Source organism: Pseudomonas sp. TE21394 (assembly GCF_054057835.1).
Genome location: NZ_JBSRZR010000001.1, coordinates 580,016 through 600,348 on the forward strand (window position 1 = coordinate 580,016; position 20,333 = coordinate 600,348).

Genomic DNA, 20,333 nt, shown 5'->3' on the forward strand with positions numbered 1-20,333 from the left:
TCAGGCGACCCCACAAAGCTGGCGCAGGCGCGCAGTGTCCAGGTGCTTTTCCACCAGGTCGGCCAGGCGTTCGATGTCGCGTTCGCGCAGGGCCTGGTAATCGATGCTCTGCACGTCCTCCAAGCCAGCCCAGCGCAGCAGCGCAGCGCACGACTGGCTACTTTCGAACAGGCCGTGCAGGTAGGTGGCAAGCACCTGGCCATCGGTACTGATGGCACCATCGCAACGGCCATCGGCCAACTGCACGGCAGGCTGCTCCAGTGCCGGCCCACTGGTGACGCCGGCGTGAATTTCATAACCGGCAACCGGGACGGCTTCAAGCGTCAGCGTGCCGGCAATGTTGCGCAGCTGCTTGTCGGCTTCGAGCACCGTGGCGTAATCGAACAGGCCAAGCCCGGGGCTCGAGCCGGCAGCACCTTCGAGACCGAGCGGGTCATGCACTTCGCGGCCAAGCATCTGCAGGCCGCCGCAGATTCCGATCAGCTTGCCTCCATAGCGCAGGTGCCGTGCGATGGCCTTGTCCCAGCCGCGTTCGCGTAGCTGCGCCAGGTCGCCGCGCACGCTTTTCGAGCCCGGCAGGATGATCAGGTCGGCAGCCGGGATCGCCTGGCCCGGGCCGATGAACTGCAGGTCCACCTGCGGGTGCAGGCGCAGCGGGTCGAAGTCGGTGTGGTTGCTGATGCGTGGCAGCACCGGGACGATTACCTTGAGCACGCGCCCGGCCTTGGCTCCCTGGCGTGCATCGATGCCGTCCTCGGCTTCCAGGTGCAGATCGCTGACATAGGGCAGCACACCCAGCACCGGTTTGCCGGTGCGCTGTTCCAGCCAGTCCAGCCCTGGCTGCAGCAAGGCAATGTCGCCACGGAAGCGGTTGATGACGAAGCCCTTGACCCGCGCCTGCTCGCTGGGCGACAGCAACTCCAGCGTGCCCACCAGGTGGGCAAACACGCCGCCGCGGTTGATGTCGGCGACCAGGATCACCGGGCAGTCCACCGCTTCGGCAAAGCCCATGTTGGCAATGTCGCCGGCTCGCAGGTTGATTTCCGCCGGCGAACCCGCGCCCTCGACCATGACCATCGGCCAGGCAGCGCTCAGGCGCTGGTGCGAAGCCAGCACCGCCTGCATGGCGACGGCCTTGTAGTCGTGATAGGCCACCGCGTTCATGCTGGTGACGGCGCGACCATGAATGATCACCTGGGCGCCGGTATCACTGTTGGGCTTGAGCAGCACCGGGTTCATGTCGGTGTGCGGTTGCAGCCGGCAGGCCTGGGCCTGTACTGCCTGAGCCCGGCCGATTTCCCCGCCATCTGCGGTCACCGCGCTGTTCAGGGCCATGTTCTGCGGCTTGAATGGCACCACGCCGACACCCTGGCGCAACAGCCAGCGGCACAGCGCAGTCACCAGCGTGCTCTTGCCTGCGTCGGAGGTGGTGCCTTGCACCATGAGGGTGGTCATGCCATTTCCTTCTGATAGGCCGCCAGGGCCTGGGCCAGGCGCAGTTCATCTGCTTCACAGGCAGGCAGCCCCAGGCGTAGCGCCGATGGCTGCTCGAACAGGCGTACCAGGATGCCACGGCGGGCGAGAAAATCGTGCAGTTGCGATGCGCGCTCGCAGCGCACGTACTGGAACAGCTCGCAACCGCCGCTGGGCGCCAGGCCGGCGCGCTCCAGCAGCACGGCCAGCCGCTGGCTGGCGGCGGCGCAGCGTTCAACCTGCATGCGTTGGCTGGCATGGTCGGCAAGGCTGGCCTGGGCCAGTACCCGGGTCGGGCCGTTGACAGTCCACGGGCCGAGCAACTCGGCCAGGCGCAGCAGCAGGCTGCGTTCGGCGGCGACGAAGCCCAGGCGCACGCCGGCCAGGCCGAAGAACTTGCCGAACGAGCGCAACACGATAAGGCCCGGGCGCTCGGCATCGCCGACTACGCTGTCGGCCGGGGTGTTGTCCATGAACGCTTCGTCGACCAGCAGCCAGCCACCGCGGGCAGCCAGGCGCGCGTGCCACTGCAGCAGGCGTTCAGGCGGCACCCGGCAGCCGGTCGGGTTGTTCGGGTTGACCAGCACCAGCACGTCGAGGCTGTCCAGCGTCGCCTCGACCTTGGCTTCGTCCAGCTCCAGCAGTTGGTGCCCAGCCCGTTGCCAGGCGTACGGGTGCTCGGCATAGCACGGTGCGAGCACGCCCACACGACACGCTGTACGGAGCAACGGCAGGGCCTGGATCGCGGCCTGCGAACCGGCTACCGGCAGCAATTGGCGGGCGCCATAATAGGCGCGCGCAGCCTGCTCCAGGCCGTCCTCGGTTTCCGGCAGGCGAGCCCAGGCCTCCAGCGGAATCGGCGGGATCGGAAAAGACCACGGCGCAATGCCGCTGGACAGGTCCAGCCACTGTTCCCGGGCGATACCGTATTGCCGGACCGCACGCAGCAGGCGGCCACCATGTTCAAGCATTGATGTAAGCCCCCAGGCAGATCACCAGCAACCACAGCCACACACCGCGCTGCACCAGCCCCCAGCCACGCTCGATGGCCTCGGCATCGGCCATTGGCCCTTGCCCCAGGCGCGGTCGCTCATGCAGCTCACCGTGGTACACCGCCGCGCCCCCCAGTTCCACCCCCAGCGCGCCCGCACCAGCGGCCATCACCGGACCGGCGTTGGGGCTGTCCCACAGCGGGCCTTGCTGGCGCCAGCAGGCCAGGGCCAGGCGGGTCCTGCCAAGCAGCGCATAGGTCAGCGCCACCAGCCTGGCGGGGAGATAGTTGAGCACGTCGTCGACACGTGCCGCGCACCAGCCGAAGCGTTCGAAGCGTTCGTTGCGATAGCCCCACATGGCGTCGAGCGTGTTGCTCAGGCGATACAGCACCACGCCCGGCGCGCCGGCCACGACGAACCAGAACAGTGCGGCGAACACTGCATCACTACCGTTTTCCAGCACCGACTCGGTGGCCGCCCGGGCCACGGCGGGCTCGTCCAGCTCGCGGGTTTCGCGGCTGACCAGGAAACCCACGCGGCGCCGCGCCTCTTCCAGATCGCCCTGGCGCAAGGCATTGGCGACGGGCAACACGTGCTCGCCCAGGCTGCGCAGGCCGACGGCGCAGTACAGCGCCAGCACGTCGACCAGCCAGCCGATGTACGGCAACCAGGACAGGATCAGGGCCACCAGGGTCAACGGAACCACCGCCAGGAACCACGCGCTCACACCGTGGCTGCGCCAGCCGCGCCCACCGGCATTCAGGCGGCGCTCGAGGTTGCCGGCCAGGTTGCCAAAAGCCACCAGCGGGTGGCGCCGCTGCGGTTCACCCAGCAGGGCATCCAGCGCCACCCCGGCCACGGTCAGCAAGGCCACGCTCATTGGCGCTCTCCCCATTGGTTCTCGAACAGCATTTCGCTCAAGGGCCGTTCCTCAGCCCAGTTTTCCAGCACCAGCATTGGTGCCGGGTAGAACTCGGTGACCGGGCCCAGGCACAGTATCGCGACCGGCTTGGCTCCAGCCGGCATGCCCAGCAGCCTGGCCAAGGCCTGCGGGTCGAACAGCGACACCCAGCCCAGGCCCAGCCCTTCGCAACGGGCCGCCAGCCACAGGTTCTGAATAGCGCAGGCCAGCGAGGCCAGGTCCATTTCCGGCAGCGTGCGGCGGCCAAAGATATGGGGTTCGCGGTTGTCCATCAGCGCGGCCACCAGCAATTCGGCGCAGTCGTTGATACCTTCCACCTTCAGCTTCATGAAGGCGTCGGAGCGTTCGCCCAGGGCCTCGGCAGTGCGCACCCGTTCGGCTTCCACCAGCGCCTGGATCTGCGCGCGCAGGTCACGCCGGCTGATACGAATGAATCGCCAGGGTTGCATCAGGCCGACGCTGGGCGCCTGGTGCGCAGCTGCCAGCAGGCGGCCGAGCAGCTCCGGAGCCACCTCGCCAGCGGCGAAATGGCGCATGTCCCGGCGCTCGCCGATGGCGCGGTAGATCGCGGCGCGCTCGGCATCGCTGTAGGCGTGTTCGCTCATGGTCGCAACAGCGCCGCCACCGCATCCGGATTGGAGGGAAAGTAGAAATGCACGTAGGAAGCCGTCAGCCGCCCCAGGCGGTACACCGCTTCGTTGCCACGCCCACCGTTGGGGCTCAGGCCACGGGCAATCGGCTCCAGCGCGGTAGTGGTCAACGAGTGGTGATAGGTGTGCCCACGCAAGGTGCCCTCCGGCAGCTCCACGGCCTGCAACGCCAAGGCTGCCAAGCGCTTTTGCAGGGTCGCCTCGCCTGGCAGCAGGCCGAGCAGCTCGGCCCGCGCGCCGGCTACGTCGGTCAAGGCATCGAGCAGGTACAGCATGCCGCCGCACTCGGCCAGCAAGGGCTTGCCCTGGGCGTGATGAGCCCGGATCGCTTCGTTCATCGGCGCATTGGCGGCGAGGGCGTGGTGGTGCAGCTCAGGATAGCCACCGGGCAGGTACAGGCTATCCACCGCTGGCAATGCGCGGTCATGCAATGGCGAGAAGAACTCCAGGTGCGCGCCAAGCGTGCGCAACAGGTCAAGATTGGCACCATAGATGAAGGCGAACGCCTCGTCCCGTGCCACGCCGATACGCACACCGGCCAGCGGCGTGGCGCGGGGTTGTGGTACAGGCTCGGCAAACGCCACCGGCGGTGGCAAGGCGGCGTCGCAGCTCGCACCGAGTGCCTCGGCGGCGGCGTCCAGGCGTGCATCCAGGTCGTTCAGTTCGCTGGCCTGCACCAGCCCCAGGTGACGGCTGGGCAGCTCGATGCCGCGCTCGCGGGACAAACCACCATACCAGCGCAGCCCTTCGCTCAGGCTACCTTCCAGCAGTTGAGCATGGCGCAGGCTGCCCACCCGGTTGGCCAGCACGCCGGCGAACGGCAGGTCGGGCTGGTAGCGCGCCAGGCCCAGGGCCAGGGCACCGAAGGTCTGCGCCATGGCCGTGCCGTCGATCACCGCCAGTACCGGTACGCCGAAATGGCGGGCCAGGTCGGCGCTGGACGGGGTACCGTCGAACAACCCCATTACCCCTTCGATCAGGATCAGGTCGGCCTCGCCGGCAGCGTCCCAGAGCAAACGGCGGCTTTCCTCGACGCCGATCATCCACAGGTCGAGCTGGTACACCGGCGTACCACTGGCCCGTTCGAGGATCATCGGGTCGAGAAAGTCAGGCCCGCACTTGAACACCCGCACCTTGCGCCCGCGGTTGCGGTGCAGGCGGGCCAGGGCGGCGGTAACGGTGGTCTTGCCTTGGCCGGAGGCCGGTGCCGCGATCAATACGGCGGGGCAATGACGGGGCTGGCTCACAGTTCGACGCCCTTCTGTGCACGGATACCGGCCTGGAACGCGTGCTTGAGCATGCCCATCTCGGTCACGGTGTCGGCCAGTTCGATCATTTCAGGTTTGGCGGCGCGGCCCGTGACGATCACATGCTGCATCGGTGGGCGCGCCTGGATGTCGGATAGCACCTGGTCAAGGTCGAGGTAGCCATGCTTGAGGGCGATGTTCAGCTCATCCAGCACCACGAACTGGACGCCCGGGTCCTGCAGCAACTGGCGCGACACGGCCCAGGCCGCTTGTGCGGCGGCAATGTCGCGCTGGCGGTCCTGGGTTTCCCAGGTAAAGCCCTCGCCCATCACGTGGTAGCGCACCTGCTCCGGAAAGCGACGGAAGAACAGCTCTTCGCCGGTGCTGTTGCGGCCCTTGATGAACTGCACCACACCGCACTGCATGCCATGCCCCAGGGCGCGCGCGAGCATGCCAAAGGCCGAGCTGCTCTTGCCCTTGCCATTGCCGGTCAGCACCAGCAGCAGGCCGCATTCGTTGGGGGAATTGGCGATGCGTTCGTCGATGATCGCTTTCTTGCGCTGCATGCGCGCCAAGTGACGTTCGTCGCGTTCGGTGGACTCGCTCATCAGGTTCTCCGCTGGCTGGCGCCACGGCAACGCGCGACGACAGGTAATAGGCGGGCAGACGGAGAACGCGCAGAGGCCATGGCCGCGAGCCACGGTGCACCGCGCATCACCCTCCGTGATGCCGTTGGCAGTATCAGGCCGGTCTCCGGGCTTGTGAGCGGGCGTTCGCCCAAACCTGCGCGCCTTCCCGGGTGCTGGCACCCAGTGGCCCTGCGCGGCCGCGTCTCACCTACCGTTGCGGGGGCAGCGCCGGAATCGCACCTTGCTGGCGCCCACCGGCTTCCCAGTTTCACCCTGCCCAGACAGCGCTGGCAGGACACCTGAAACACGCGCGAAGGTTAGAGGGTTGCACCGGGAGCGTCAATCGAAGCGGGCGCCTTTGCTGCCGAACGAGGCCTTGCGCTAAAACACGGGGAAGAACCGCTGTGCCAGCGCCGGTGTCCTGAAGCGCTCGCGATACCGCTGGGCATCGAATGCTTCGCCGGTTCGCAGGTCGTGGACCACGCCCGATGCGGGCCTGGCCGTACGGCTGAGCGTTACCAGGATGAAGTGATAGTCGGCACCATACACCTGCTCAAGCTTGTCGACGCGAAAATACTGGCCCGGCAGGAACAGCGTTTCAGCTTCATCCCAGTACAGGGAAAACGGGCTGATCGGCGTACCGCCGCCATAGCGACCGGCAGGGAGCTGAAAGATCACCGAACTGTCGTCGAATGTTCTCGCCACGCTCGCAGCCTGCTGGCTGGCAGTACGGGTGGCAAATTCGACACCTGTATAAGGGTTTTCGGTAAATGCAGTGAGATCGGTAGTGATCAGCACATCCCCGACCCGCAACTGGCCGCTACGGTATAGCCCGGCTCCGGTACCACGCGTGGCATGGCCACCACGATACAATGTCACCGCATTGCTTTCCGGCAGCCGCTGCAGCGAGTCGGCCAGGTTGGCGATGTAGCTGTCCTCATCGCCATAACGGTATTGCCCATGGCGAAACACATCGTTCACTTGCGACTCGTCGCTGGTGTAGTACTCGATCAGCGAGTTGAAGTATTGCCGGCCGTGGCGATAGGAATACTCGGGCGCGCCGTTGACCATGACACAGTCCAGGCCATGTTCATCCAGGTCGGGGACACGCTCCGGCTCGAGGGCAGGAATCGGCCACGACTCCAGCAACGCTTTCTGCCGCCTCAAGGCGTTTGCCGCCAGCCGCTTGCTGCGCAGCCCATCAAGGCGCGTATAAGTATCCCAGAATGCAGAATTGACATCTGCCACCCCCTCGATCGGCGGCGGGTTGCCCCCTGTCAACCGCGGTGGGACCAGCAACTCCCATTCGCCATTCGCGTTCAGCCGCACGGGATGCAGGGGGCCAAATGCGTAAGGGTTGTCAGCCGGCACAATCAACCAGCAGCCCAGGTCGTGGCTATAGCGTACGCGGTAAGACAGACCGTTCAGCGAGATCCAGCAACTGCCATTGCTTTGCACCAGCACGCCTTGCAGGCGCCCCGCCTCGCCCACGTCTCCGGACAGCAGGCCATTGCTTTCCAGCCCTTCTACCGGCAGCGTTGCCGACCCCTGCACTTGCCAATCCGCGAGCGATGCCCCTGATTCATGCTCGGGCACCTCATAGGTGAGCGAATCGAAGCTGGTCTGGAAACCAAGGTCGGCCAGGCCCAAGGCAGCCAGCAGGGTGTCGATCATGGCCGCCCGCAATTCAGCCTTGCGCGTCTGCGCGTCCGGCTCGTACACCGCCGCATCCACTTCCAGCGCAAGCTTGCCGACTGTCACTCCCAGCATGATCCACAGCAAGGGACGCCCCAATGGCGCAAAACTGCCAAAAACCTTCAGGAAGGCAGCCAGGTAACCTTGCCACAGGGCCTTGCGCAACTCGGCATTGCCGACCATCAATGTCGCCTGTTGCTGCATCTCGGCAGACGCCAGGCTTGCCAGGTAAGCGAAGAATTCCTGATTGAGCGGCCGTTTGATAACGTCGAGCAGCGTGAGCGCCGCCTGTTCCGTTTGGCTATCGGCTATGGCGCGCAGGTGCGCGGCGGCGGTCCTGTTGCTATCTGGATCGTGTATCCGGCTGGCGTCGATGAACAGTTGCAAGCGTTGCGATACCTGGAGTTCAGCCCGCAGCCACTGCGCCATGGCTTGTGCCGACTCAAATGCTCTCAGCGCTTCCTCGGCCCATGGCAGGTACAGGATTACCCGGCCGTCCTCGGCGTGCAGGCTGTAAAGGCAGCCGCGGTCATCCTGATGCAACGCGTAGCGGCAAACCTGCAGGGGGCTGCGGCGGCTGTCACGTGCCAGCATGGCCGGGGTGGGCAAGCCATCGACTGGCAGGTCATCGGCCACCATGGCCCGCAATCGCGAATGGTCCAGCCCGCCGATGCGCCCGACACGCAATGCACTGGCAGCCTGCCCCAGCAGATTGACCTTGGCCAAAGTCCGAAAATGCCGGCCATGCTTCTCCCAAAACGCCGTGATGCGCTGGCGATAGAAGGCGGCAAAGTCCAGCGCCCACAAGTCGTCATGCACATCGCTAGGCAGCATCGGCACTTCGTTACGTTCGTCGAACGTTGGGGCATGCGCGCCCTGCCGGTAGAAACCGCCGTAGGTGTTCAACTCGTCACCGGCTTCCTGGAAGCCAGAGTCGAAACGCTCGATGACCAGTTCCGGCAGCCGCAACGATTTGCTTGGCGGCCCGGCATGCTGCCAGCCAGTGAAACTGCGTGGGCTGCTGACGCTGGTACCCTCGAACTGATGCCACCACACGAAACGCGGGTCCATCGCCCTGCCGGTGCGCCTGAGCAGTATGCCAGCAGCCTTCTCGGCGGCCAGTGCGGAGGCATCGGGATAGTCACGGATGACTTCGTCCACCAGTTGCACCAGTGGATGGGCTGCGTCAGCCGCATCCAGGCCACGTTCGACTCTTTGCAAAACAGTACTCATCATCACTCCAGGTTTACTTGATCCTGTAGCGATGCTGACCTGTGCTGCCACTGTCGGGTGGTAGCGGCATAGCCCCTGAGGCCAGACAGGTCAAACCGTGGAGTGTGCGGGAACAGTCAGGGATTCCGCGCCAGATGCCCGGCGGGAATCACCCGCTTGGCCTGCAGGTAGGCCTTGGCCCAGTAACTGTTGGACAGGTAGTCCAGGCGTACCGTGCCGCCCGTGGATGGTGCATGCACGAAACGACCCTCCCCGACATAGATGCCGGCATGGCTGACTTGCGAACCGCCACCAGTGGCAAAGAACACCAGGTCACCGGACTGCAGCGACCCGACATCCACTGTCGGCGCCCGCATCACAATCATCTCCCGAGTCGAACGGGGCAAGCTGATGCCAGCCGCATCCCGGTACACATACTTGATCAAGCCACTGCAGTCGAAGCCGGAATCCGGGGTATTGCCCCCCCAGCGATAAGGCGTGCCCACCAACCCGATGGCGCGCATCAACACGTCATCGGCAATCGGCGACGGGCTGGGCTGGCTGTAGGTGACCTGCGGCTGTACCACAGGGGCCGGCGCTGGCGCGCGGCTGGAGCATGCAGCCAGCAAGGCTGCCAGGGAAATCAATGCGAAGCGCGCCATTCTTACCATGGCCAGAACATCCTGTCTGAGGTCGCGGGGCCGCAGCCGAAAAGAGTTGAGAATTTAGATTAGACGCTTTCTATAAATGCGCACGGCGGCGAGCTTTTTTCAAAGCATCGCCGCCGTGGCAAGGTACATCATTCTGCTATCAGTTGCGCGCGATATTGGTCGGCGCCATGGCCAAGGCCCGCTTGGCTTCGATGAAGGTCTTGCTCCAGTAGCTGTCGCCGAGGCTGTCGATGCGCACGCCACCGCTGCGGCGGCTGCTGGAGTGGATGAACTGGTTGTCACCCAGGTAGATGCCAGCGTGGCTGACGCGGCCGCGGCCGTTGGTGCTGAAGAACAGCAGGTCGCCAGGCTTGAGCTTGTTGCGGGCCACTTTCGGGGCATCGACGTTGATCATTTCACGCGTCGAACGCGGCAGGGTCACGCCCGCTTCTTCGCGGAACAGGTAGCCGATGAAACCACTGCAGTCGAAACCGGACTTCTCCGAGGTGCCGCCCGAAACGGTAGCGGGTGCCGATCAGCGACATGCCACGCTCGAGAATGCTGTCAGCCAAGGCTGGCAACTGGTAAGGCTTGCTGCTGGAGAAGGCCTCCAGGTCATCTTCGGTGGCCAGCTCTTGCGGCTCGCCGAACACCGACGAGGACGAGGCTTTGGCCTTGAACGCCGATTCTGCGGCGATCGGGCTGTGATCCTGGGGCTGCTGCTCGGAATGAGAAGCCGGGCCATGGGCCGCGCAGCCAAAAAGCAGGGTCACGAGTGCGAGTGGCACGAGGGGTGCGAAGCGCTTGAGCATGGGCACGACCGTGTCTGTAATCCTTTAGAAGGGTGAAACTATGCCCTCTATCATGGCCATTTGCAAATTTTATCGAAAAAGATGTGACTTTTTTGTTTTGCCGCTCTGGCCCAGCGTTTTCGGCACTTACCAGCCGAGGGTTTCCTTGAGGAACGGGATGGTGAGCTTGCGCTGTGCCTGCAACGAGGCCTGGTCGAGGCGTTCGAGCAGGTCGAACAGGGCACTCATGCTGCGTGCACCGCGGGTAAGGATGAAATGGCCGACTTCGTCGGTCAGGTGCAGGCCACGGCGCGAAGCACGCAATTGCAGAGCGCGCAGCTTGTCTTCGTCGGACAGGCCACGCATCTGGAACACCAGGGCCAGGGTCAGCCGCGATTTCAGGTCCGGCAGCTTGACCGGCAGTTCGCGCGGCGACGCAGAGGCCGCCAGCAGCAGCCGCCGGCCGCTGTCACGCAGGCGGTTGAACAGGTGGAACATGGCCTCTTCCCAGTCGGCCTTGCCAGCGATCACGTGCAGATCGTCGATGCACACCAGCTCGTACTGGGCCAGGTAATCGAGCAGCTCGACGCCACGGTCGAGCAATTGCGCCAGCGGCAGGTACACGGCAGGCTCGCCGCGTTGCTGGAAGCGGTGGGTGGCCGCCTGCAGCAAGTGGCTACGGCCAACACCCTGCTTGCCCCACAGGTAGATAAGGCTTTCGGTCCAGCCGGCGTCGGCTTCGCATAGCCGCTCGACGTAGCCCAATGCCGCAGCATTGGCGCCCGGATAGTAGTTGATGAAGGTGGCGTCATCGCGCAGGCGCACACCCAGGGGCAACTGGATCGGTGGTTTCATGCTCGCGGGCGGTCGCAGGACCGCAGGGGGGCCTTTGGTGAACAATCTGCAAAGTCTATACCCGCAGCGCGGGGCGCACAATCACGGCAGCGGATAGCACAAGCAAAATCAAGGAGTTGCGTGCAAGCAAGGCTTGCACGCCGTGCAGGAGCAGCCTGGCATCAAAGCTCCGGGTCGACGCCCCCGGCATACATGTCCGATTCCTTGTACAGGTCGTGCACATGCCGCAGCAGCACCATGATCACCGCCGCCACCGGCAGCGCCAGCAACACACCGGTAAAGCCGAACAGCTCACCGCCGGCCAGGATGGCGAAGATCACCGCCACCGGGTGCAGGCCGATGCGGTCCCCCACCAGCAACGGCGTCAGCACCATGCCTTCCAGCGCCTGGCCAACCATGAACACCGCGACGATGCCCAGCATCGGGTACAAGTCGCCACCGAACTGGAACAGGCCAGCCACCAGTGCCGCGCCGATACCGATGACAAACCCCATGTACGGCACGATGGCCGCCAGCCCCGCGAGCATGCCGATCAGCAGCCCCAGCTCCAGCCCCACCAGCATCAGCCCGGCCGAATAGATGACGCCCAGTGCCACCATCACCATCAACTGCCCGCGGACGAAAGCACCCAGCACTTCATGGCACTCCCCGGCCAGGCCCATCACTTGCGCCTCGCGCTGGCGCGGCAGCAGGCTGCGCAGCTTGGCCATCATCAGGTCCCAGTCACGCAGAAGATAGAAGCCCACCACCGGGATCAGCACCATGTTGGCCAACCAGGCCATCAGCGCCAGGCCCGAGGCGGTGGCATGCGACAGCAGCATGCCGACCAGGTCGGTGGTCTGGCTCATGTGGCTGCCGATGGCGGCCTTGATCCGGTCGAATTTCCAGAAGCCGTCAGCCAGACCCAGGCGGCTCTGCACCCAGGGCAACGCCATGTGTTCAAGCCAGTCGAGCATCTGTGGCGCCAGCTCGTAGAGACGCAACAGCTGCTTGGCCAGCAGTGGCACCAGCACCAGCAGCAGGGCCAGCAGCAGCAGGGTGAACAAGCCGAACACCGCGATCACGCCCCAGGTGCGCGACAGCCCCAGGCGCTCGAGGCGATCGACCAGCGGGTCGGCCAGGTAAGCCAGCAGAATGCCGACCAGAAACGGGGTGAGGATGTTGTGCAGGCTATAAAGCAGCACAGCGACCAGCAAAGCAACGCCCAGCCAGATCCAACGACGTACGTCGGTCATGCTGTGTGCCTCCCCTTACCAGCGAAAACGCAGGCCGTCGAACGGCGAGGCCGCAGGCTGGGCCGGCGTGGACGGTGGGACGCCCGGCGCCCCTGCCGCAACTGGCGGGGCCGGCAACGCCGACGCCTGCTCGGCCGGTACTTCCTGCAGCCTGGCCAGACCAAGCTGGGCCCGCAGCTGTTCACGGCTGGCGGTCAGCGCATAGGTCAGGGTGCTGCCCTCGACCATTTGCAGGCGCGGGCCGTAAGGTTCGAGCACGCGGGCCAGCTCGGCGTAGCGCTGCAGGTTCATGCCCTGCACTTGCACCTGCAACTGGCTGCTGGCGCCGGGGCGCGTGACGTAGCGCGGCGCCAGACGGACGCTGACCGCCTGCATCACGGCGTCCGCCAAGGCTGCCGGGTCGGCCCCCTCGGCAGTGCCTTGCTCACGCTGGTCACCCAGCCACAGCTGCCACTTGCCTTGCCACTTGCCGTCGGCTTCGCGGGCGTGCACCGCCAGCAGCGCATCGGCACCGTAGCGTTCGGAGGCTTCACGCAGCGGCGCCGGGTTGCTGCTTTCGATCTGCCCGGCGTTGGCCACCAGTTGCTCCTGCAGGTCGGCCAGCGGCAGGCGCAGCGGCAGGCCACGGTGCTGGGCTGCGCGGCGCAGCGGTTGGGCGCTGGCCTGGCCATCGCCGACCAGGCTGCTGCCTTCGGCGCTGTCGTTCAGCCACCAACCGAGGATCGACGGGCGGTTGCTGCCCCACAAGGCCAGGCCGGCCTTGCGCAGGGCCCGCTCGGTACTGCCGGGGTCGAATTCGACCAGCACCGACTCGGGTGGCCCGGCCTCGCTGCCCACCTGGTTGATGATTTGCTGTGGGTCCTTGCGCAGCTCGGCCAACGCCGGGTTCTGCGCCGCCTTGGGGTCGCCGGTCAGACGCAGCACCAGGGTGTCGAGCGCCTTGGCGGTAGCCGCGGCGCGGGCTTCGGCGCCCGGCCCGGACACCGCTTCGCGCACCTGGTAAAGGCCGGAGACATTTTCAGCCTGGACGGTGGCGGAGATCAGGGCCAGGCAACCGGCTGCCAGAATATTGAACAAACGCATGGAGGATTCCTGTCCAGTCGAGCTTCAAGCCGTAAGCTTCAAGCGGCAAGAAAAAGCAGGCCGAGCGTCAGGCTGCCTTGCGAAGCAGCTTGCAGCTCGTTGCTTGCAGCTTATACACATGCAACCGCATCAACCACCCCAAGGCTTTTTTCAACAATTACCGCCCTGCCCGTCGGCCTGAGGATGGCCGCTGCACGGCAACCCTGATAAAATCGCGCGCCTTCACAGACCACTGACGTTTCAGGCAGCCGCCGCTTACCAGCCGGCCTTGGCCGTCATGGTCGTTTTTTAGAATCCCTCCCTCCTAAAGGCCTGGATCAATGAGCAAGCAACCCTCCCTGAGCTACAAGGACGCCGGTGTAGACATCGACGCCGGCGAAGCACTGGTCGAACGCATCAAGGGCGTGGCAAAACGCACCGCACGCCCTGAAGTCATGGGTGGCCTGGGCGGCTTCGGCGCCCTCTGCGAGATCCCGGCCGGCTACAAGCAACCGGTGCTGGTGTCCGGCACCGACGGCGTCGGCACCAAGCTGCGCCTTGCACTGAACCTGAACAAGCACGACAGCATCGGCCAGGACCTGGTCGCCATGTGCGTCAACGACCTGGTGGTGTGCGGCGCCGAGCCGCTGTTCTTCCTCGACTACTACGCCACCGGCAAGCTCAACGTCGATGTGGCGGCCACCGTGGTCACCGGCATCGGCGCCGGTTGCGAGCTGGCCGGCTGCTCGCTGGTCGGTGGTGAAACCGCCGAGATGCCGGGCATGTACGAAGGCGAAGACTATGACCTGGCCGGTTTCTGCGTCGGCGTCGTGGAAAAGGCCGAGATCATTGACGGTTCCAAGGTCGCCACTGGCGACGCGCTGATCGCCCTGCCCTCCTCGGGCCCGCACTCCAACGGCTATTCGCTGATCCGCAAGATCCTCGAAGTGTCGGCCACCGACATCGAAAACACCCAGCTGGACGGCAAGCCGCTGGCTGACCTGCTGATGGCGCCGACCCGCATCTACGTCAAGCCGCTGCTGCAACTGATCAAGAACACCGGCGCGGTCAAGGCCATGGCCCACATCACCGGTGGCGGCCTGCTGGACAACATTCCTCGCGTACTGCCGGCCAACGCCCAGGCGGTGATCGACGTGGCCAGCTGGCAGCGCCCGGCAGTGTTCGACTTCCTGCAGGAAAAGGGCAACGTCGACGAGCATGAAATGCACCGCGTGCTGAACTGCGGTGTCGGCATGGTCATCTGCGTGGCCCAGGACCAGGTAGAAGCCGCCCTGAACGAACTGCGCGCCGCCGGTGAGCAGCCATGGGTGATCGGCCACATCGCCGAAGCCGCCGAGGGCGCTGCCCAGGTCGAACTGCAGAACCTCAAGGCACACTGATGCCAAGCAAGACCTGCAATGTAGTGGTACTGCTGTCGGGCTCCGGCAGCAACCTGCAAGCCCTGATCGACAGCTGCCAAGGCGCCGACAGCCCGGTGTGTATCCGTGCGGTGGTTTCCAACCGCGCTGACGCCTACGGCTTGCAACGCGCCGCGGCGGCCGGCATCGACAGCGTGGTACTCGAGCACACCCAGTTCGACAGCCGTGAAGCCTTCGATGCCGCGCTGATGGCGCGCATCGACGATTTTGCTCCGGACCTGGTGGTACTGGCCGGCTTCATGCGCATCCTCAGTGGCCAATTCGTACGCCACTACCAGGGCCGCCTGCTCAACATCCATCCGTCGCTGCTGCCCAAGTACAAGGGCCTGCATACCCACCGGCGGGCATTGGAGGCAGGCGACGCCGAGCATGGCTGCAGCGTACACTTCGTGACAGAGGAACTCGATGGCGGCCCATTGGTCGTACAGGCTGTAGTGCCGGTGGCGTCTGACGACACCGTCGAAAGCCTGGCCCAGCGGGTTCACCGTCAGGAACACCTGATCTACCCGCTGGCAGTGCGCTGGTACGCTGAGGGGCGCTTGCGCCTCGGCGAACAGGGCGCATTACTGGATGGCCAACCCCTGGCGGCCAGCGGTCACCTGATTCGATCCTAGGAGAATTTATGCGTCGCGCCCTGCTCTTGGCTCTCGCCGTGCTCGCCCTGCCCCTCCAGGCAGCTGATCTGAAGCCTTTCTCGGCCAGCTACACCGCCGACTGGAAACAGCTGCCCATGAGCGGCACCGCCGAGCGCAGCCTGGTCAAGAATGCCAACGGTACCTGGGACCTTAACTTCAAGGCTTCCATGATGATTGCCAGCCTGACCGAGCAAAGCACCCTGCGCATGGACAACGATACCCTGCTGCCGCAGCAGTATCACTTCGAGCGCGGCGGCCTGGGCAAGGCCAAGAAGGTCGACCTGAACTTCGACTGGAACGCCAAGAAGGTCACCGGCAGCGATCGTGGCGATGCCATCAACCTGCCGCTGAACCGTGGCGTGCTCGACAAGTCGTCCTACCAGCTGGCCCTGCAGCATGACGTGGCCGCCGGCAAGAAGAGCATGACCTACCAGGTGGTCGACGGTGACGAGATCGACACCTACGACTTCCGCGTGCTGGGTACCGAAAAGGTCACCACCAAGACCGGCCAGGTGGATGCGGTGAAGGTCGAGCGTGTACGCGACCCAAGCCAGAGCAAGCGCATCACCGAGCTGTGGTTTGCCAAGAACTGGGACTACCTGCTGGTGCAACTGCGTCAGGTCGAGACCGACGGCAAGGAGTACGTGATCGTGCTGCAGGATGGCACGGTCGACGGCAAACCGGTGAAGGGTAACTGATCCGCGCTGCCCGCAGCACCCGAAGCCCTGCCTTGTGCGGGGCTTTTTTTGCCTGGTAGACCGTGGGCCGGTACAGGCAACACGTATCCCATTTCATGAAACTTGTTTCATGGCTGTTTTATTTACTTAGCCTGCTAACAAACTCTATAAAGAGGGTGTGCGACAGAGTGTCGCAGCCAACTCAAGAAGTGGAGTTTAACGATGACAGTCCAAGTAACCGAACGCGACGAATCGAAAATGTCCCACGAAGGCCTGGCCGCTGGCGTGCGGATCTGGGATGTGCACCAACAAGGCCAGCTGGTGGGCATGTTCCACAATGAACACGAAGCACACCAGTACCGGGCCGAGCTGGAAAACCTGGAAAACCAGCGCACCACGCAATGAATCCGCTACCCATGAAAAACCCCGCCAAGGCGGGGTTTTTGCTGTTTACCACATCAGGTCGTCGGGGATCTTGTACGCCGCATACGGGTCATCCTCGTCCGCTTCCTCGACATGGGTGTTGAGCAGCAGGATACGGCTGGGGTCGCGCTCCTGGATCTTCACCGCCGCTTCGCGAGGGATGACCTCGTAACCACCGGCAAATGACACCACGGCCAGCGCACCGTTGCTCAGCTTGGTGCGCATCAGGGCGTTGACGGCAATACGCTTGACCTTCTTGTCGTCGACGAAATTGTAGTAGTCCTCGGTGTTCAGTTTGGGCAGCCGGGTGGCTTCGATCAGTTGCTTGATCTGCGCGGCACGGGCCTTCTGCTCGGCTTTTTCCTGCTGCTGGCGGTTCAGTTCCTGGTCACGCCTGGCTTTCTCGGCCATGGCTTCCTTGGCCAGGCGCTGCTGGCTGTCGTCCACCTCGACCTGGCCTTTGTGCTCCAGGCGTTTCTGTTTCTTCTCGGCCTTGTTGGCCTGGGAAACCTGTTTCTGGTTGACCAGACCGGCTTTGAGCAATTGGTCGCGAAGGGAAAGGCTCATGAATGTTCACTCACTTATGCAACAGCTCAGCCGCAGCTGGGCAGGTTCTTTTCCTGACGTTTGGCTTCACCCCAAAGGGCGTCCAGCTCGTCAAGGTTACAATCCTCGATGGGGCGCCCACTGTCGCGCAAGGCCTGTTCGATGAAGCGAAAACGCTGTTCGAACTTGCGGTTGGCGCGGCGCAGGGCGTGTTCCGGGTCGTGCTTGAGGTGGCGGGCCAGATTGACCGTGGCGAACAGCAGGTCGCCGATTTCATCTTCGAGCGCATTGGCATCGCCGTCGGCCATGGCCTGCAGCACTTCGTCCAGTTCCTCGCGGACCTTGTCCAGCACCGGCAATGCCTCAGGCCAGTCGAAACCGACGGTGGCCGCGCGCTTTTGCAGTTTGGCGGCACGCGACAATGCCGGCAAATTCGCCGGTACGTCGTCAAGCAGCGACAACTGCTCGGGCTGGGTTTTTTCCGCGCGCTCCTCGGCCTTGATTTCTTCCCAGCGTGACTTGACCTGGGCCTCGGTCAGGCTTGGCGTGTCTACCGGCGCATACAACTCACCAGTAGGGAACACATGCGGGTGGCGGCGAATGAGCTTGCGGGTAATGCTGTCGACCACGCCATCGAACTCGAAGCGCCCCTCTTCGCGGGCCAGCTGGCTGTAGTAGACCACTTGGAACAGCAGGTCGCCCAGCTCGCCTTGCAGGTGCTCGAAATCGCCGCGCTCGATGGTATCGGCGACCTCGTAGGCCTCTTCGATGGTATGCGGGACGATACTCGCGTAGTTCTGCTGCAGGTCCCATGGGCAGCCGTACTGCGGGTCGCGCAGGCGGGCCATGAGGTGCAGCAGGTCGTCAAGGGTGTAGGTCATCTGAGCAGGAGTCCTTCGGTGGTGGCTGCTTCGCGGTTCAACCCACCCCGCGAAGCAGGCGCCGCAGTGTCAAGGCGTACGATTACGCCGCGTCTCGATGATGTTCGGCAACTGCGAGATCCGCCCCAGCAGGCGCCCCAACGCGTCCAGGCCGGGAATCTCGATGGTCAATGACATCAGCGCGGTGTTGTCTTCCTTGTTCGAGCGGGTATTCACCGCCAGCACGTTGATTTTCTCGTTCAGCAGCACCTGCGACACGTCGCGCAACAGACCCGGGCGGTCGTAGGCACGGATGACGATGTCGACCGGGTAGGTCTGCACCGGAATCGGCCCCCAGCTGACCTGGATCATGCGCTCGGGCTCCTTGCCTGCCAACTGCAGCACCGAGGCACAGTCCTGACGGTGGATGCTGACGCCGCGGCCTTGGGTGATGTAGCCGACGATGGCGTCGCCCGGCAACGGCTGGCAGCAGCCGGCCATCTGCGTCAACAGGTTACCGACACCCTGGATCTGAATGTCGCCACGCTTGCCGCTCCGTGGCCCGGTTGGCTTGCGCGGCACCAGTTCGATCTGCTCGATGCGCTCAGGCTCCAACAGTTGCTGGGCCGCGTTGACCAGATGAGCCAGGCGCAGGTCGCCTGCGCCAAGCGAGGCGAACATGTCTTCGGCGGTCTTGACGTTGGTCTTTTCGGCCAGGCGCTCGAAGTCCACCTGAGGCAGGCCCAGGCGGCTGAGCTCGCGCTCGAGCAAGGTCTTGCCGGCAGCGACGTTCTGGTCGCGCGCCTGCAGCTTGAACCAGTGCACGATCTTGGCCCGCGCGCGCGAGGTGGTGACATAGCCCAGATTGGAGTTCAACCAGTCACGGCTGGGGTTGCCGTGCTTGCTGGTGATGATCTCGACCTGTTCGCCAGTCTGCAGGCTGTAGTTGAGCGGCACGATGCGCCCGTTGATCTTGGCGCCGCGGCAGTTGTGACCGATCTCGGTGTGCACGCGATAGGCGAAGTCCAGCGGGGTAGCCCCCTTGGGCAGGTCGATGGCGTGGCCGTCCGGGGTGAACACGTAGACCCGGTCCGGCTCGATATCGACCCGCAACTGCTCGGCCAGGCCCCCGATGTCACCCAGTTCTTCGTGCCATTCCAGCACCTGGCGCAGCCAGGAGATCTTTTCTTCGTAATGGTTGGAGCTGGACTTGACGTCGGTGCCCTTGTAGCGCCAGTGGGCGCAAACCCCGAGTTCGGCTTCCTCGTGCATGCCGTGGGTACGGATCTGCACCTCCAGCACCTTACCCTCGGGGCCGATCACCGCGGTGTGCAGCGAGCGGTAGCCGTTTTCCTTGGGGTTGGCGATGTAGTCGTCGAACTCCTTGGGAATGTGCCGCCACAGCGTGTGCACGATACCCAGTGCGGTGTAGCAGTCGCGGATTTCCGGCACCAGCACGCGCACCGCACGCACGTCATAGATCTGGCTGAACTCCAGGCCCTTGCGCTGCATCTTGCGCCAGATCGAATAGATATGTTTCGCCCGACCGCTGATGTCGGCCTTGACGCCGGTGGCCAGCAGTTCGTTCTGCAGCTGGTTCATCACGTCGCTGATGAAGCGCTCGCGGTCCAGCCGCCGCTCATGCAGCAGCTTGGCAATCTGCTTGTACTGATCGGGTTCAAGGTAGCGGAAGGACAGGTCTTCCAGCTCCCACTTGATGTGGCCGATACCCAGGCGGTGGGCCAGCGGCGCATAGATATCGAACACCTCGCGGGCAACACGCAGGCGTTTCTCGTCGTCGGCGGCCTTGACCGCACGGATCGCGCAGGTGCGCTCGGCCAGCTTGATCAGCGCCACGCGCACGTCATCGACCATGGCCACGAGCATCTTGCGCAGGTTCTCGACCTGCGCCTGCGAACCCAGCACCAGCGACTGCCGCGGGCTGAGGCTGGCGCTGATGGCCGCCATGCGCAGCACGCCGTCGATCAGCTTGGCCACAACCGGGCCGAAACGCTGGCTGACCTCGGCCAGGGTCACCTTGCCCTCGCGCACCGAGCGATAGATGACTGCCGCTACCAGGGAATCCTGGTCGAGCTTGAGGTCGGCGAGGATCTCGGCGATTTCCAGGCCCGCCTGGAAGCTGGACGTCCCGTCTGCCCAGGAATGCTTGGCCGGGTTACCTTTTTTCTCGACCTCATGGGCGAACTCGCAGGCCTCTTTCAGCGCTGCGCGATCCAGTGCCGAATCGACGCTCACCACATGGTCCAACCATGCATCGAGATTGATACTGCCGTCAGTGTTGACCGGCTGGTGCACTCTCACCTGTACCATCTTTGTTTT

General features: G+C 64.4%; 18 protein-coding genes, 1 pseudogene and 1 riboswitch. Of the genes and pseudogenes, 4 read left to right on the plus strand and 15 right to left on the minus strand.

Going from position 1 to position 20,333, the window contains the following annotated elements:
* The 12 genes and pseudogenes from ACVWZT_RS02630 to ACVWZT_RS02685 form a co-directional block, all read right to left on the minus strand.
* A complete protein-coding gene (locus ACVWZT_RS02630; RefSeq protein ID WP_457468031.1) occupies positions 1 to 1,455 on the minus strand; it encodes a cobyric acid synthase in 1,455 nt (484 codons plus the stop codon).
* Positions 1,452 to 2,444 carry a threonine-phosphate decarboxylase CobD gene (gene cobD / locus ACVWZT_RS02635; protein ID WP_296233728.1) on the minus strand — a complete coding sequence of 331 codons (993 nt, stop codon included), beginning with the start codon at positions 2,442 to 2,444 and terminating at the stop codon, positions 1,452 to 1,454. Before cobD ends, ACVWZT_RS02630 begins: the two co-directional genes overlap by 4 nt.
* Entirely contained in the window at positions 2,437 to 3,345 is a 909-nt protein-coding gene (gene cbiB / locus ACVWZT_RS02640; protein WP_457468033.1) for an adenosylcobinamide-phosphate synthase CbiB, read from the minus strand. Before cbiB ends, cobD begins: the two co-directional genes overlap by 8 nt.
* On the minus strand, positions 3,342 to 3,992 hold the full coding sequence (bluB, locus tag ACVWZT_RS02645; RefSeq protein ID WP_457468035.1) for a 5,6-dimethylbenzimidazole synthase: 651 nt from the start codon (positions 3,990 to 3,992) through the stop codon (positions 3,342 to 3,344). Before bluB ends, cbiB begins: the two co-directional genes overlap by 4 nt.
* Positions 3,989 to 5,284: a cobyrinate a,c-diamide synthase gene (locus ACVWZT_RS02650; RefSeq protein WP_457468037.1), complete on the minus strand. Its 1,296-nt coding sequence runs from the start codon at positions 5,282 to 5,284 to the stop codon at positions 3,989 to 3,991. Before ACVWZT_RS02650 ends, bluB begins: the two co-directional genes overlap by 4 nt.
* Positions 5,281 to 5,892, minus strand: a complete 612-nt coding sequence (gene cobO, locus ACVWZT_RS02655) for a cob(I)yrinic acid a,c-diamide adenosyltransferase (RefSeq protein ID WP_296233724.1) — start codon at positions 5,890 to 5,892, stop codon at positions 5,281 to 5,283. Before cobO ends, ACVWZT_RS02650 begins: the two co-directional genes overlap by 4 nt.
* Before the next feature lie 119 nt (positions 5,893 to 6,011).
* Positions 6,012 to 6,231: riboswitch (cobalamin riboswitch) on the minus strand.
* 63 nt (positions 6,232 to 6,294) lie between these two features.
* The gene (locus ACVWZT_RS02660; protein WP_457468039.1) at positions 6,295 to 8,829 is read right to left on the minus strand and encodes a dermonecrotic toxin domain-containing protein; all 2,535 of its coding nucleotides are present in this window, start codon (positions 8,827 to 8,829) and stop codon (positions 6,295 to 6,297) included.
* Positions 8,830 to 8,957: 128 nt separating this feature from the next.
* Complete coding sequence (locus ACVWZT_RS02665) at positions 8,958 to 9,491, minus strand: C40 family peptidase (protein ID WP_457468041.1); 534 nt, start codon at positions 9,489 to 9,491, stop codon at positions 8,958 to 8,960.
* Positions 9,492 to 9,630: 139 nt separating this feature from the next.
* A pseudogene (locus ACVWZT_RS02670) lies at positions 9,631 to 10,282 on the minus strand (C40 family peptidase).
* 126 nt (positions 10,283 to 10,408) lie between these two features.
* Complete coding sequence (gene hda, locus ACVWZT_RS02675) at positions 10,409 to 11,116, minus strand: DnaA regulatory inactivator Hda (protein ID WP_296233718.1); 708 nt, start codon at positions 11,114 to 11,116, stop codon at positions 10,409 to 10,411.
* Between the two features lie 161 nt (positions 11,117 to 11,277).
* Complete coding sequence (locus ACVWZT_RS02680; protein WP_457468043.1) at positions 11,278 to 12,351, minus strand: AI-2E family transporter; 1,074 nt, start codon at positions 12,349 to 12,351, stop codon at positions 11,278 to 11,280.
* Positions 12,352 to 12,366: 15 nt separating this feature from the next.
* Positions 12,367 to 13,434 (minus strand): DUF2066 domain-containing protein, encoded by a 1,068-nt coding sequence (locus tag ACVWZT_RS02685; RefSeq protein ID WP_457468045.1) that lies wholly within the window; start codon positions 13,432 to 13,434, stop codon positions 12,367 to 12,369.
* A 320-nt stretch (positions 13,435 to 13,754) separates the two neighbouring features.
* Between ACVWZT_RS02685 and purM the strand changes: the two genes are divergently transcribed.
* From purM to ACVWZT_RS02705, 4 genes are all read left to right on the plus strand, one after another.
* Positions 13,755 to 14,813, plus strand: a complete 1,059-nt coding sequence (purM, locus tag ACVWZT_RS02690) for a phosphoribosylformylglycinamidine cyclo-ligase (RefSeq protein ID WP_186689768.1) — start codon at positions 13,755 to 13,757, stop codon at positions 14,811 to 14,813.
* Positions 14,813 to 15,466 carry a phosphoribosylglycinamide formyltransferase gene (gene purN, locus ACVWZT_RS02695; RefSeq protein ID WP_296233713.1) on the plus strand — a complete coding sequence of 218 codons (654 nt, stop codon included), beginning with the start codon at positions 14,813 to 14,815 and terminating at the stop codon, positions 15,464 to 15,466. Before purM ends, purN begins: the two co-directional genes overlap by 1 nt.
* An 8-nt stretch (positions 15,467 to 15,474) precedes the next feature.
* Positions 15,475 to 16,185: a DUF3108 domain-containing protein gene (locus ACVWZT_RS02700; RefSeq protein ID WP_170028715.1), complete on the plus strand. Its 711-nt coding sequence runs from the start codon at positions 15,475 to 15,477 to the stop codon at positions 16,183 to 16,185.
* Positions 16,186 to 16,386: 201 nt separating this feature from the next.
* Positions 16,387 to 16,569, plus strand: coding sequence for a hypothetical protein (locus ACVWZT_RS02705; RefSeq protein ID WP_170028714.1), 183 nt, complete (start codon positions 16,387 to 16,389; stop codon positions 16,567 to 16,569).
* A gap of 45 nt (positions 16,570 to 16,614) precedes the next feature.
* Here the strand turns inward: ACVWZT_RS02705 and ACVWZT_RS02710 are convergent, their stop codons facing one another.
* The 3 genes from ACVWZT_RS02710 to relA form a co-directional block, all read right to left on the minus strand.
* Positions 16,615 to 17,154: a DUF2058 domain-containing protein gene (locus ACVWZT_RS02710; protein WP_296233711.1), complete on the minus strand. Its 540-nt coding sequence runs from the start codon at positions 17,152 to 17,154 to the stop codon at positions 16,615 to 16,617.
* Between the two features lie 26 nt (positions 17,155 to 17,180).
* The gene (gene mazG, locus ACVWZT_RS02715) at positions 17,181 to 18,014 is read right to left on the minus strand and encodes a nucleoside triphosphate pyrophosphohydrolase (protein WP_457468048.1); all 834 of its coding nucleotides are present in this window, start codon (positions 18,012 to 18,014) and stop codon (positions 17,181 to 17,183) included.
* 69 nt (positions 18,015 to 18,083) lie between these two features.
* Positions 18,084 to 20,324, minus strand: a complete 2,241-nt coding sequence (relA, locus tag ACVWZT_RS02720; RefSeq protein ID WP_225776676.1) for a GTP diphosphokinase — start codon at positions 20,322 to 20,324, stop codon at positions 18,084 to 18,086.
* Positions 20,325 to 20,333 lie beyond the last annotated feature (9 nt).